Annotated in this window: 13 protein-coding genes; 4 read left to right on the top strand and 9 right to left on the bottom strand. The window is 33.6% G+C overall.

The window, feature by feature from the left end:
- Positions 1–2: 2 nt before the first annotated feature.
- Together B0A64_RS06660 and B0A64_RS06655 are read left to right on the top strand one after the other, a co-directional pair.
- Entirely contained in the window at positions 3–1082 is a 1080-nt protein-coding gene (locus B0A64_RS06660) for an HlyD family secretion protein (RefSeq protein WP_089478736.1), read from the top strand.
- Positions 1083–1086: 4 nt separating this feature from the next.
- The gene (locus B0A64_RS06655; protein ID WP_089478735.1) at positions 1087–2676 is read left to right on the top strand and encodes a DHA2 family efflux MFS transporter permease subunit; all 1590 of its coding nucleotides are present in this window, start codon (positions 1087–1089) and stop codon (positions 2674–2676) included.
- A 607-nt stretch (positions 2677–3283) separates the two neighbouring features.
- Here B0A64_RS06655 and yaaA read toward each other — a convergent pair.
- Positions 3284–4042 (bottom strand): peroxide stress protein YaaA, encoded by a 759-nt coding sequence (gene yaaA / locus B0A64_RS06650; RefSeq protein WP_089478734.1) that lies wholly within the window; start codon positions 4040–4042, stop codon positions 3284–3286.
- A gap of 392 nt (positions 4043–4434) precedes the next feature.
- On the opposite strand from yaaA, the gene B0A64_RS06645 reads away from it, so the two are divergent.
- Both B0A64_RS06645 and B0A64_RS06640 read left to right on the top strand, forming a co-directional pair.
- Complete coding sequence (locus tag B0A64_RS06645; RefSeq protein WP_165769770.1) at positions 4435–5868, top strand: CCA tRNA nucleotidyltransferase; 1434 nt, start codon at positions 4435–4437, stop codon at positions 5866–5868.
- A 12-nt stretch (positions 5869–5880) separates the two neighbouring features.
- Positions 5881–6906, top strand: coding sequence for a COX15/CtaA family protein (locus tag B0A64_RS06640; RefSeq protein ID WP_089478733.1), 1026 nt, complete (start codon positions 5881–5883; stop codon positions 6904–6906).
- 51 nt (positions 6907–6957) lie between these two features.
- Here the strand turns inward: B0A64_RS06640 and B0A64_RS06635 are convergent, their stop codons facing one another.
- The 8 genes from B0A64_RS06635 to B0A64_RS06600 all read right to left on the bottom strand — a co-directional run bounded on the left by B0A64_RS06635 (position 6958) and on the right by B0A64_RS06600 (position 13866).
- Positions 6958–7725 (bottom strand): LytR/AlgR family response regulator transcription factor, encoded by a 768-nt coding sequence (locus tag B0A64_RS06635; RefSeq protein ID WP_089478732.1) that lies wholly within the window; start codon positions 7723–7725, stop codon positions 6958–6960.
- A 36-nt stretch (positions 7726–7761) separates the two neighbouring features.
- Entirely contained in the window at positions 7762–8130 is a 369-nt protein-coding gene (locus tag B0A64_RS06630) for a 2TM domain-containing protein (protein ID WP_089478731.1), read from the bottom strand.
- A 16-nt stretch (positions 8131–8146) separates the two neighbouring features.
- Positions 8147–8452 carry a 2TM domain-containing protein gene (locus B0A64_RS06625; RefSeq protein WP_244285366.1) on the bottom strand — a complete coding sequence of 102 codons (306 nt, stop codon included), beginning with the start codon at positions 8450–8452 and terminating at the stop codon, positions 8147–8149.
- Between the two features lie 2 nt (positions 8453–8454).
- Positions 8455–8784 carry a 2TM domain-containing protein gene (locus tag B0A64_RS06620; protein ID WP_089478729.1) on the bottom strand — a complete coding sequence of 110 codons (330 nt, stop codon included), beginning with the start codon at positions 8782–8784 and terminating at the stop codon, positions 8455–8457.
- A gap of 2 nt (positions 8785–8786) precedes the next feature.
- Complete coding sequence (locus B0A64_RS06615) at positions 8787–10145, bottom strand: 2TM domain-containing protein (protein ID WP_089478728.1); 1359 nt, start codon at positions 10143–10145, stop codon at positions 8787–8789.
- 19 nt (positions 10146–10164) lie between these two features.
- Positions 10165–10788, bottom strand: coding sequence for a hypothetical protein (locus tag B0A64_RS06610; protein ID WP_089478727.1), 624 nt, complete (start codon positions 10786–10788; stop codon positions 10165–10167).
- 175 nt (positions 10789–10963) lie between these two features.
- Positions 10964–11371 (bottom strand): DUF2141 domain-containing protein, encoded by a 408-nt coding sequence (locus B0A64_RS06605; RefSeq protein WP_089478726.1) that lies wholly within the window; start codon positions 11369–11371, stop codon positions 10964–10966.
- Between the two features lie 329 nt (positions 11372–11700).
- A complete protein-coding gene (locus B0A64_RS06600; protein WP_089478725.1) occupies positions 11701–13866 on the bottom strand; it encodes a TonB-dependent receptor in 2166 nt (721 codons plus the stop codon).
- Positions 13867–14003 lie beyond the last annotated feature (137 nt).

Here is a 14003-nt window from a genome sequence, read left to right as displayed (position 1 = left end):
TCATGGAAAAGAAAAAAACAAATACTAAATTCATCATTATACTAACCGTTTTGGTTTTAGTGGGCGGAACTTACGGAATAACAAAATACATGCACTCTTTGGCTCACGAAGAAACGGATGATGCTCAGATCGAGAAAAAAATGAATCCAATTATTCCAAGAGTTTCGGGATATATTAGTAAGGTCTATGTAAAAGATAATGACTTTGTAAAAAAAGGAGATACTTTATTTACTATCGACAAAAGAGATTACCAATTGAAAATTGATGAAGCTAATGCTGCTTTATTAGGTGCAGAAGGACAATACGAAGCTGCAAAAGCTGATATTGGAAGTGCAAATGCAAATATTTCAGTTTCTGATGCAAATATGAGATCTGCAACAGGTTCTATCGAAAGTGCTAAAATTAGATTAAGACAAATTACTAACGATTACAACCGTTACGATAACTTATACAAAACGCACACGATTACAAAACAACAATATGAGCAAGCTTTATCTGCAAAAGACGAAGCCGAAAATCAGGTTCGTGTTTTAGAACAACAACAAAGAGCAAGTTCTTACCAAAAATCTGTAATTCAGTCAAAATCTAAAGTTTCAGACAAACAAACAGAAGTTGCTTCGGCAAACATCAAAAAAGCAAAAACAATGCTTGATGTTGCGCATCTAAATCTTAGTTATACTGTTGTAACTGCTGCAATCGACGGACAGGTTTCTAAAGTTGATATTCAACCGGGACAATTAGTTCAACCAGGACAATCTTTGTTTTATATCATCAATAATACCGAAGCTTGGGTTGTAGCGAATTTCAAAGAAACACAATTAAATAAAATGATTATTGGACAAAAAGTTACTTTAAAAGTTGACGCTTATCCAAACTATGAATTTAAAGGAACTTTGACTTCATTTTCTCCTGCTACAGGATCTCGTTTTTCATTATTACCTCCTGACAATGCAACAGGTAACTTCGTAAAAACAATCCAGAGATTACCAGTAAAAATTAGTTTAGATCAATCTAATGATCCTGAAAAAGTAAAATTACTAAGACCAGGAATGAATGTTGACGTAGACGTACATTTAAAATAAAATAATGGCAACAGCAGTACAAGCAGACGACGATTTAGTAGAATACGGTTATAGACGTGTGATCATTACGATTACTGCAGTACTTTGTGCACTGTTGGAAATTGTAGATACAACGATTGTAAACGTAGCACTAACAGACATGCGAGGTAGCCTTGGTGCTACTTTAACTGATGTGGCTTGGGTAATTACAGCATACGCAATCGCGAATGTAATTGTAATACCGATGACGAGTTGGCTTTCGCAGCAATTTGGAAGACGTAATTATTTTGTGGCCTCTATCATCTTATTTACAGTTTGCTCCTTTTTATGCGGTAACGCCAGTAATATATGGGAACTAGTCGCTTTTAGGTTTGTACAAGGTATGGGTGGAGGTGCCTTGCTTGTAACAGCCCAAACTATTATTACCGAGAGTTATCCTATTGCAAAACGTGGTATGGCGCAGGCAATTTACGGAATGGGTGTAATTGTTGGTCCAACTTTAGGTCCGCCTTTAGGAGGATATCTGGTAGACAACTACTCTTGGCCTTATATCTTTTATATCAATATTCCGTTAGGAATTATCGCAACTATTTTGGCAATTACTTTCGTAAGAAGCCCTAAATACGGAGAAAAATTAAAAGCAAATCAGGTTGACTGGTGGGGAATTATATTATTAGCAGCCTTTATTGGATCTTTACAGTTCGTTTTAGAACACGGGCAACAAGACGACTGGTTCAATGATTCGCTTATTGTAACTTTAAGTGTTGTTACCGTTCTTGGATTAATTTTATTTATCTGGAGAGAACTTACCTATAAGCATCCAATTGTAAACTTAAGTGTTTTAAAAGATGGAAATTTAAGAATTGGAACCGTAATGTGTTTTATTCTAGGTTTTGGTCTATACGGATCAACTTTGATTATCCCTATCTATACGCAATCTATTTTAGGATGGACTGCAACTGATGCCGGATTATTGTTGATTCCAGGTTCGATTACAACAGCGATAATGATGCCATTTGTAGGTAACATGATCCAGAAAGGGGTTCCTCAGGGATATATGGTTGGAGTAGGATTTTTAGTTTTCTTTTTCTTTACCTACATGATGCAAACCCGTATGACACCAGATACAGGTGTAGAACACATGTATTGGCCTTTGATTTTAAGAGGAATTGGTTTAGGGTTACTTTTTGTACCTATCACAACACTTTCGCTTTCTACCCTTAAAGGTAAACATATTGGTGAAGGAGCTGCTTTTACCGGAATGATGAGACAATTAGGAGGTTCATTTGGTATTGCCATCATTACCACTTTTATCACCCGTTTGAGCCAGGAACACAGAGTTAATTTATTGACCAACTTAGATCCTGCTAATTTTGATGTTCAGCAACGTATCGCAGGAATGCAAAGAGCCTTTATGTCTAAAGGATATAGCGCCGATGTTGCTCTTAAAAAAGCGTATCAGGCTCTGGAATATTCAGTAATGAAACAAAGTACAGTAATGTCATACATGGATATTTTCATGTATCTTGGAATAATGTTTTTATGTTGTATACCAATTATCCTTTTCATTAAAAAAGGAAAAAACAAAATTAACCCTGCTGATGCAATGCATTAATAATAATTGATTTATAATACGAAAAAGCCGAGCTATTTATATAGACTCGGCTTTTTTATTTTAATTTATCTTAACGTAATTTGAAGGGATTAAAATCCCTCCCTACATTTAAACCAAACCTGAAGGGATTAAAATCCCTCCCTACAATATAACACGAGTCTTCGACTCTCTGGCTAAAACTTCGTTCCTTAGCAACTTAGACTCTTAGCACCTTCCTAAAAAACCTTTGTAACTTTGAACCTTTGAGCCTTCCTAAAAAATCCCTCCCTACAATATGACCCAAATCTGAAGGGATTAAAATCCCTCCCTACAATATAACACGAGTCTCCGACTCTCCGGCTAAAAATTAGCGACTTAGCAACTTAGACTCTTAGCACCTTCCTTAAAAACCTTTGAACCTTTAAGCCTTTGAACCTTTGAGCCTTCCTAAAAATCCCTCCCTACAATATGATCCAAACCTGAAGGGATTAAAATCCCTCCCTACAATATAACACGAGTCTCCGACTCTCTGGCAAAAACTTAGCGACTTAGCAACTTAGACTCTTAGCACCTTCCTAAAAAACCTTTGAGCCTTTGAGCCTTCCTAAAAAACCTTTGTCCCTAAAAATTACCTTGTAAAAACCAAATGATTTCCTTCTGAAAGATTAGCATCAAAATGATATCCTTCATAATTAAATCCTTTTAAGTCATCGATAGTTTCTGCATTAGTATCAATAATATAACGCACCATCATCCCTCTCGCCTTTTTGGCAAAGAAGCTTATAATTTTTAGTTTTCCATCTTTATAATCTTTAAAATCCGGAGTAATAACGGGAACTTTTAAAGCTTTTACATCTACTGCCGAGAAGTATTCGTTACTCGCCAGATTCACGAACAATTCTCCTTTTTCTAATTCTTTGTTTAAAGCTTTCATAACAGTTGGTTTCCAGAATTCGTGTAGATTTTTATACTCGCCAACAGGCAATTTTGTTCCCATTTCTAAACGATATGCCTGCATTAAATCCAATGGTTTCAAAACACCGTAAAGTCCGGATAAAATACGTAGTTTATTTTGTAAAACTTCTAATTTTTCTAACGGAATCGAATATGCATCTAAACCTGTATAGACATCTCCATCAAAAGTATAAATTGCCGGACGTGCATTTTCGGGAGTAAAAGGTGTTTTCCAATCCTGATTTCTCTTCCAGTTCAGATCTGATAATTTATCTGATATTGACATTAAATGAGCTAATTCTGAGGGCTTTTTTTCTTTTAAAATTTTGTGAACCTGACGTGCTTCTTTCAAAAAACCTGGTTCTGTATATTGAGTAGTAGGTAATTCTTTTTCGAAATTTAAAGACTTCGCCGGCGATATAACAATTTTCATGTGTGCGTTTTTATAGAATTCAAAAATACAAATTGAATTTCTAAAAATTAGTTATCATAATTGATTTGTTTTATGACGTTATAAAGTTTTTTTTTTGCCACAGATTAAAAAGATTTCAACAGAATTTTTAATCCTTTTAATTCTTTTAATCTGTGGCTATATTTTTTCTCCTCACATTACATTATTTTTTTTGTTGCATAAAAATTCAATTCGTGAAAATTCATGCAATTCGTGGCAACCTTTTCTCTTTTAATAAAAATTGGCATACTAAAACTGTGAATTTCTTCAAAAAAGTCAACAATAGATTATAATAGGCATTTTCTATGTTGTAAATTTGCAGACGTTTCATTCTCTTCAAGAATAGAAATGTATTATTTAAAATTAGTGAATTCGTGGCTATACAAACAAACTATAAAACAGCTTTACAACATAAAATCTTCGAAATTATTTCGAAAGCATCTCAGGAACTCAACGTCGACAGTTATGTTATTGGCGGTTTTGTACGGGATTTACTTTTAAACCGCGGTTCTAAAAAAGACATTGATATTGTTGCTGTTGGTAGCGGGATCGAATTGGCACTTAAGGTTTCTGAATTACTTCCTAAAAAACCTAAGGTACAGGTTTTTAAAACTTACGGAACAGCCATGTTGCGATTTGAAGACACTGATATTGAATTTGTTGGAGCCCGAAAAGAATCCTATAATTTTGACAGTAGAAATCCTGTTGTCGAAAACGGAACCCTCGAGGATGATCAAAATCGTCGTGATTTTACCATCAATGCTTTGGCTTTATCGTTGAACGAAAAAACATTTGGAGATCTTTCTGATCCGTTTAATGGTTTGACAGATTTACAAAACAAAACCATCAAAACTCCTTTAGATCCAAGTATTACTTATTCTGATGATCCGTTGCGAATGTTGCGTGCCATTCGTTTTGCGAATCAGTTAGGTTTCGAAATCGAAAAAAAATCTCTTGACGCAATTACTAAAAACGCTGAGAGAATTAACATCATCTCAGGAGAACGTATTGTCGATGAATTAAATAAAATTCTATCGACGGATAAACCATCTGTGGGATTTTTACTTTTATATCAAACAGGACTTTTAGAACTTATTCTTCCCGAATTGACGGCACTAAATCAGGTTGAAGAAATTGAAGGTCATACTCATAAAAATAATTTTTATCATACTCTGGAAGTGGTCGATAATATTTGCCCAAATACAGATGATGTATGGTTACGCTGGTCAGCCTTATTGCATGATATAGGAAAAGCTCCAACAAAACGTTTCAATAAAAAACAAGGCTGGACGTTTCACGGGCATGAATTTTTGGGTGGTAAAATGGCAAAAAAAATATTCGAACGTTTGCACATGCCCTTAAACCACAAAATGAAATTTGTGCAAAAAATGGTGATTATGAGTTCCCGTCCTATTGTTCTGGCAGAGGATATTGTGACTGATAGCGCTGTTCGTCGTTTGGTTTTTGATGCCGGCGAAGATGTAGAGAATTTAATGACATTGTGCGAAGCTGATATTACAACCAAAAATCCTTCGAAGTTTAAAAAATATCACAAGAATTTTGAAATTGTCCGCAAGAAAATTGTAGAAGTAGAAGAACGCGATCATGTTCGTAATTTTCAGCCACCAATTTCCGGTGAAGAAATTATGGAAATATTCGATTTAAAACCTTCACGCGAAATTGGAGTTCTAAAAGAAGCCGTAAAAGAGGCTATTCTAGAAGGTGATATTCCAAATGAATATCAGGCTGCTTATGATTTTGTAATCAAAAGAGCTGAAAAACTGGGTTTAAAAAAAGTTACAGAATAAGAAGATTATAAAATGAAAAAAGAGAATAAATCAGTAATCGTTTGGTTACTATCAGGTTGTGTTTTATTGTTTTTAATGGTCGTTGTTGGCGGAATTACCCGTTTGACCAATTCAGGTTTATCAATGACAGACTGGCATTTGGTAACCGATACCTTCCCTCCTTTGACGGATGCAAAATGGAATGAAGCTTTTGAGCAATACAAGAAGTTTCCCGAGTATCAAAAAATCAACATCCACAACGATTTTCAATTAACCGATTATAAATTTATTTACTTCTGGGAATGGTTTCACCGTTTTATTGGTCGTATCATCGGGTTGGTTTTCTTTGTGCCTTTTGTTTATTTTTTACTAAGAAAAAAACTGGATCGTGCTACTGTCAAAAAGTGTATCATCCTTTTGGCAATGGGTGCATTTCAGGGATTTTTAGGATGGTTTATGGTTCGTAGCGGATTAATCGATAATCCTGATGTTAGTCATTTCAGACTATCCTTGCACCTTACTTTTGCGTTTATAACTTTTGCTTATACTTTGTGGGTAGCGTTAGATTTAATTTATCCGGAAAAAACAATTACCAAAGTAATTCCGCTTCGCAATATCGCGCGATTTGCCTTGGTAGCTTTATTAATTCAGATCATTTATGGTGGTTTTGTTGCGGGATTAAATGCCGGATTAATTCACAACCATTGGCCTTTAATGAGCGACGGGCAATTTATACATGATTCCGTTTTTATAGAACAACCAACTTTGGTAAAAAACTTAATCGAAGGCAAAAGTGGTGTTCAGTTCGTACATCGTACTTTTGCGTATGTGGTAGTTGCTTTCATATTGTTTTTATATTACAAAAGCACAAAATTCTCTCTTAGCCGAACTCAAAAAAATGGGGTAAAAACTTTAGTTCTTTTTGTATTTATCCAATTTGCATTAGGTGTTTTTACACTTTTATACAGTGTTCCCTTGGCTTTAGGTTTAATTCATCAAATTATGGCTTTCTTTCTTTTAAGCGCCATGACTTTTACCTTGCATCGATTGAGCAAGTAATAAAAAATCATACCATAAAAAAATCCTTCGTTTGAAGGATTTTTTTATTTTTTAACCTAACCAATTTTTAAAATCTTGTACTTTTTCACGGCTTACAATTACCTCATCTTCTTTATAAGTAGGTAAAATTACTTTAAGGCGGGAATTGGTATAAACCTGAATTTCTTTTATTGCCGTAAGCGGAACAATAAATTTCCTGCTTACCCTAAAGAAATCTTTCATATCTAATTCTTGTTCGAGAACTTCTAAAGTCGAATCGATTAAATAGTTTCGATTATCAAAAGTATGAATGTAGGTCCCTTTGTTTTCACTAAAAAAACATTCGATTTCATCAGTCATAATTACTTTTAAGTGTTGTCCGATTTTAACTGTAAATCGTTTTTTATAATTCTTCTCGAAAGGATTTGACAGCATTTGGCGTATTTGCTCAAAATCGACCTGAAGGTTTTGATTTACGGAATCTGCTTTTGGTATTCTGGCTTTAAATTTTGTCACCGCTATTTCTAAGTCATCTTCATCAATAGGTTTTAAAAGATAGTCGATACTATTTAGTTTAAAGGCTTTTAAAGCATATTCGTCATAAGCTGTTGTAAAAATAATAGCACTCTGAATATTTATTTTTTCGAAAATTTCAAACGACAAACCGTCTGATAACTGAATATCAAGAAAAATTAAATCCGGATGTTGATTATTGGTAAACCAGTGAATTGATTCTTCTACAGAGTGCAACATGGTTTCTACAGCAATATCTAGTTTTTCGAGTTTTCGTTGTAAGAGTCTCGCTGCTGGTTTTTCGTCTTCTATAATTAATGTGGTCATTTAATACGATGCAAAAATTTAAAAATTTAGTCTAAATTACTCCCATTTATTTTTATTCTGTGCATCTTTATCCATGTATTGCTGAATTTTCTTTTGTTCCCAATCTCTGCTAAAAAAAATATTAGGTCCAAATACTGAAAATGCATGTATCAGCACTGCTATTCCCCAATAAAATGCTGTCGAATAGATTTCAAAATCCTGAAAACCTCTCACTTCAAAATGATTCCCCACAAAGTTTTTATTCAAACTCGAAATAATGATAATTACATTCACAATAAGATAAACTCTTAAATGCGAATAAAAACCTTTAATTCTCTTTACTTTTCTATACGCAATATTATAACTTTCGTCTGTACTAACCTTTTGCGCTTGCTCTTCGTACATATATCTTCTATATCTTCCCATATTAATTCTATTTAATTTATTGCCATTTATTTTTACCTTCTTTTTCCTTTTCCATCAATTCTTTGATCTTTCTTTCTTCCCAGTCTTTTCCTAAAACCGGAAATACTTCAAATACCTTAAGTCCATGAAATACAACTCCAAATCCCCACCACATCAAAGGCCAATAAAACCATAAATGATCCGGTGATGTATACAAATTGATAAAAATCAAAATTGCATTCACTAATAAAAAAGAAGTCAGATTTCCATAAAATCCTTTAATGTTCTCTACCTTCTTTTTTGCCAGGTAATATTTATCCTCTTCATTTAAATTTACTTCCATGATTACTCCCATTTTTGTTTTTTTGTTTTTTTCTCCAAGAGGCTGTTCAGCTTACTTTCTTCCCATTCTTCTCCAAAAATTTTAAAAGAAGCGAATAAATCTACCGCAGAAACTAAAAATGCGGTTGTCCAGATTACCATTACAAAAGGATTTAAATATCTTAGCGGAAAGAAATTCAGATGTAATCCTGCGTATTCTTTCACAACAAAAAGAATCAATCCTGCAACATAAATAAATGCGTGTGTATAAAACGCTTTAAGTTTGACTACTTTTTTACCTGCTCTTTTTTGCAACTCAAATTCTTCCGGATCATTGTTATAATTTGTTTCCATAATTATTTCCAGGTTTGCTTGTTTTTATCTCTTTCCAGAATCTCTCTTATTTTTCGTTCTTCCCAATCTGAGCTGTAACCAAAAACTTTAAAAGCGTGCATCGTAATTCCAAATCCCCAGCCTAAAGCCGAAAACCAAAACCATTGAAATCCCGGTGAGAATCTCAAATTAATAAATATTAAAAACGGAATTACACAGCAATACGATATTATATTAGCATAAAATCCTTTTAATTCTTCTACTCTTTTTTTAGCTCTGAAATAGGCTTTATTTTCATCGCTATATTCTACACTTGTTTCCATGACTGTAACTTGTTTGGTTAAAATTGGAATTTTGACAGTAAAATTTTTCTCATTTTGTTCGATCAGTACTTTTCTGTTGGTAATGATTCCGTATCGATTTACAATATTTTGTAAACCTACCCCTTGCCTGTCCTGCAAAACTTCTTTTTTCTGAAAATCGTTTTGTATCGCCAGATAATCTTTATCAATAAAAATCCTGATATGCAATGGTTTCTGTTCACTTACTACATTGTGTTTTACTGTATTCTCAAGCAAAAGTTGTAGTGATAACGGAACCACTTTTGCATCCGGGTTGATATTGGTTGTTGGCAATTCGTAAAACAAACTATTTTCGAAACGCATTTTCAGCAAATTCATATAGGTTTTTGCAAACGATAATTCATCTTCAACCGAAACGAGTTCTTTATCTTTTTGCTCTAAAACGTACCGATAAATTTTAGATAATGAGGTCGTAAATCGTTGCGCATTATCCGGATTTTCTTCAATTAAAGAGCTTAAAACATTCAAACTATTGAAAAGAAAATGTGGATCTATTTGATTTTTTAAACTTTCGAATTTAGCATTTGCCGTTCCCGCAATAATCTTTTGTTGTGTTATTTCAAATTTCGAAGCTTGTTTCCACTTTACCATAAAACTTCTGGCTTGCATGAAAGTAGAAACCCCAAGAGATAAAATAATATAAAAGAAATGATTCCAGATCATTCTGCTACTAAAAAACTTATCCAGAGGAAGATCCTGTACCACTACAAAAATGATATAGTTAATTCCTAAAACAGCCGGAACTGTATATAAAATAGTCACCAAAATCCCGTAATACACTCTTAGGTTAGTGTGTTCCAGCCAATCCCATTTTTTATCCAGAAGAACGCTGATAAAACCATTTCCAAAACCAAGTCCAAACGAATAAAGACAGCTTAAAAGAAACGTAAGAACAACATTTTTTACATTTAAATCCGCACCTAAAAAAGCAGAGAATATTACTGTAAAGACCATAGAAATCTTGAAACATATAATAGTTCCACTTTTCAAATCGGCAAATTCGTTTCTATGATCTTTCATTATACTATTAGCTTATATATTATTTTTTGCAATTTTTTTGAATTTCCAGAGCCCTGTCTAATCCCCATTTTGGCGAAAAAGGAGTTGCCGGTTTAAAAGTAGCAAAAAGTTCAACAGCTTTATCAACTTGTGCGCACAATGGTTTTGTGTCGACACCAGACCATTTGGCACCGCCTATCTGATAATCTGCTTCACCAAAAACGATTCTTGGATTGTTGGGATCAACTGCTTTTCCTTTAGCGTAAGCTTCCATCACTTTAGCCGAATATTTCATTCCGTTTGTCATCGGGTCTGCAACTACCCAGGCAGTGTAAATCAAAGCCTGCATTGCATACAACTCCGCATTGTTTTGATCTTTTATCAACTCAACATCAAGAGCGTCCTGTGCTTTTGTCAATAACAAATCGACTTTTGTTTTGTCTTTTTCACTAAATGCAGATGTAGTGTTGATTAAAGCTACATAGTAATTAGGCAAATAACTTGTTTTTTCTGCCGCAGCAATTCTTTCAAACAATGCCGAAGCTTCAGTGTTTTTTCCTTCTTTCCAAAGTCCGAAGGCTTTTCCCATTCCTTGTTCAAATTGTGTTTGTGCAGAGCTTATTACTACTACAAATAATGCAATCAAAGTGATAATTTTTTTCATTTTTAAATAATTTAAATGGTTATTTTAATTTGTTGGTTACTATATAACTGTTGAGCGTAATTATTTTTTAACACATAGAAACATCGAATTAGTGAGCTCAAAAAGGCGTTTCACTTGCATTAACAAACATAGCTATGTGTTTAATTAATTTTTTATGCTTGTATCCTACGGGATATTATAATATAATTTCAATTTTTGAATCTTTGTCAATAACAAATTTAGCATCTTTATAAGCAGGAGGCCCCATAAATCCTTTTGCATTGTTTGAAGCTGCATAATCTTCAGAAGGTATTCCCATCATGTTTTTATCCAGTTTCCCGTTATTGTTTTCGTCGTGATACGTCGATATTGCATATTCTCCTGCAGGAATCCCAATAAATGTAACGGTAGCTTGATTATTTTTAATCTCTGACACTACACTTTTATAAGTAGTGTTAAGAAATGTCTGATCTGAATTGTACAAGCCTACTTTAACAATTCCTGTATTGTTTTTTAAGCCTGAAACTGAAACAGTAAGATTTACTTTTTGAGCAGATATCAGACTGCAAATAAATAATGTGATTATTGTAATAATTTTGGTCATGGTTTTTATTTTTAAAAGTTAATTTTTTTAGGTTCTGAGTTGCTAAGGTTTTAAGTCTTTAAACGTATTGCCTGAGAGACTTAACAACTTAGTAGCTCATTATTTATACTTCAAAAGTATGTTGCTTTTTATTGTTTTAAAATTAAATGATACTGAGTTGTTGATTTTGATGACTGAATTGTTTCTTTTTAGGTACAAAGGTTTTGAGAGGCAAAGGTTCAAAGGTTTTCCTTTAGTGGCACATAATATTTCTTACTATTCTATAGAAGCCTTTGTTGCTTTGTTGCTATGTCCCTTTGAACCTTTGAACCTTTGTCCCTTTGAACCTCTTATAAGTTCTTCAATTGATTCTCCTTTTTATTCTGACTAATTGTCCAGAAGAAACCTACGAAGAAAAATCTGTCTGCGTTTGGTACCACGGCTTGTCTGTTATAAACACCGTTTGCATCCGGTAGTTTTGCATAATCGTATCCGTAAACATTTTGGCTACCTAATACATTTGAAACAGAGAAATACAAGATTTTTTGTGTCGTTAATAAATAGGCCCAGTTAAAACTCAAACTATTGTACGATTTTGTTTTTCCATTCATGAATTGCGTCTGGTTTGGATCATTGTACGGGCGTCCTGAACTGTAACTGTTGGTAAAACCTATTTGCGATTTCCAATCTGTAATAAAATACTTGGTTACGATCGACAAACTATGATTGGCGACAAAATTAGGAGTTGCCATGGTTGGAAAATTCTTGTATTGTCTTTCAGAATCTATATAGGAGTATGAAATCCAATATTCTAAGTTTTTATACAAATTGTTGTCTCTCCAAAATAAATCCAATCCTTTTGCATATCCTGAACCGTTATTATTAAAAACCGAATTGTATTGAATGTCTCTTGTATTGTATTGAACCAAATTGCTGTAATCTTTATAATAAGCCTCTGCCCTAAAAGTTTGTCCTGGTTTTGTAAATTGATAATTCAGGATATAATGTCTTGCTTTTTCACTCTCAAACTGATGGTATTTAGAATATTTAATATAATCAACCACGGGAGTCTGACTAAAGTCTCCATACGCAAATGAAAACTGACTGCTTTTAGAAATCTTATAAGCAAGTGAAGCTCTTGGTGCAATATTAGTTTCATTCAATAAACTATTATTCGAAAGTCTTAAACCTACTTTTGCTGCCAGATTTTTAGAGAACAGGATATCACCTTCTGTATAAAAAGCTGCGATATTAGAATCGTAACCATTTGCTGTTTTTATCGAAATATTATCATCAAAATTTTCATTGAATTTAGTAATGAAATAATCGGCTCCAAAAGACAATTTAAAATAATTAGAGAAATTTTTTCTTAACTTCAATTTCAGTTGTGCTGCATTTTCGTTACTATCGATATCATTGATATCATATTTGATTTTGTTGTTGCTGTAACCGTAACTAATTCCTGTGGTAAGTTGCCAGCCGGTTCCGAAATCTCCTTTGTAAGAGGCATTCAAATAAAAATTATTATTGTTTAAATCTGTTCGTATCGGATCAACGAAATTTACATTTTTTTGGTTTAAATCGAATTTTTCAGCATCAAAGGCAGCATACAATTTAAAAGTTCCTCTTTCAAAATGATAGCGATAAACAGCCTCGCCACCCAAAGATTGATAAGGATTATTCCAATCTAAATTTTGAGGAATTACAGCCTGATAAGGTGCCAGATTAACATAACTGGTATTAACGCTAAAAGAACTTTTTTTCCATTTTTGCGTATTCCCTACTCCTAAACCTACAGTCATTAAGGAAATATCTGTTTTATTCTGGTCTGGTTCATCTTGTGTATTCAGTAATAAAACACTAGACAAAGCTTCGCCATATTCTGCTGAATATCCTCCGGTCGAAAAAGCAATTCCGCTAAACAAAAAAGGCGAAAATCTGCTTCGGGTTGGCAAGTTGTTCGTTGTCGCTCCATAAGGTTGCGCTACACGAAGCCCATCAACAAAAGTCTGAGTTTCGCTGGCTTCACCACCACGAACAAACAAACGTCCGTCTTCGCCCACAGTTTGTGTACCGGGTAAAGTTTGCAAAGCTGCAATAATATTTCCGGCAGATCCGGCAGTTGTAACAATATCTAAAGGTTTTAAAACTGAAACTCTCGCTTTGTCACCAGATTCTAATGTTCCTGCGGTAATAACAACAGCATCAAGCGCATTTACGTTTTCTCTTAGTTTTATCGTTTGGTCTTTGAAATTCGTAATATCAATTTCTTTTTTGAAAGTTTCAAACAATAAAAAACTCACTACTAAAGTCTGATTTCCTGTTGTGGTAGTTTCAAAAGAAAAATCTCCTGTTTCAGAACTTGTCGCTCCGTCATAAGTTCCGTCTAAATAAATATTAGCACCCGGAACCGGTTTTCCTTTTTGATCTGTAACTTTGCCGGAAATGGTATTTTGAGCAAAAATAAATGCGGTAAAAAATAAAAAGGTAATTGTAAAAAGTAATTTGGTTGTCATGGTTTTCGATTTTGATACTGCAAATATATTTTAACAGTTTTTGTTAAAAAATATTAAATAACCCAATTGTAGAATTTCGAGGATGAGTTGTAAATGACTTATTTGTATCTTAGCTTTTAAGTTTTAAAAACTATCGA

Source organism: Flavobacterium araucananum, assembly GCF_002222055.1.
Classification (GTDB): Bacteria; Bacteroidota; Bacteroidia; order Flavobacteriales; family Flavobacteriaceae; genus Flavobacterium; species Flavobacterium araucananum.
The sequence above is the reverse complement of the archived record's forward strand: the minus strand, read 5'-3'. Positions and strand labels throughout refer to the sequence as shown.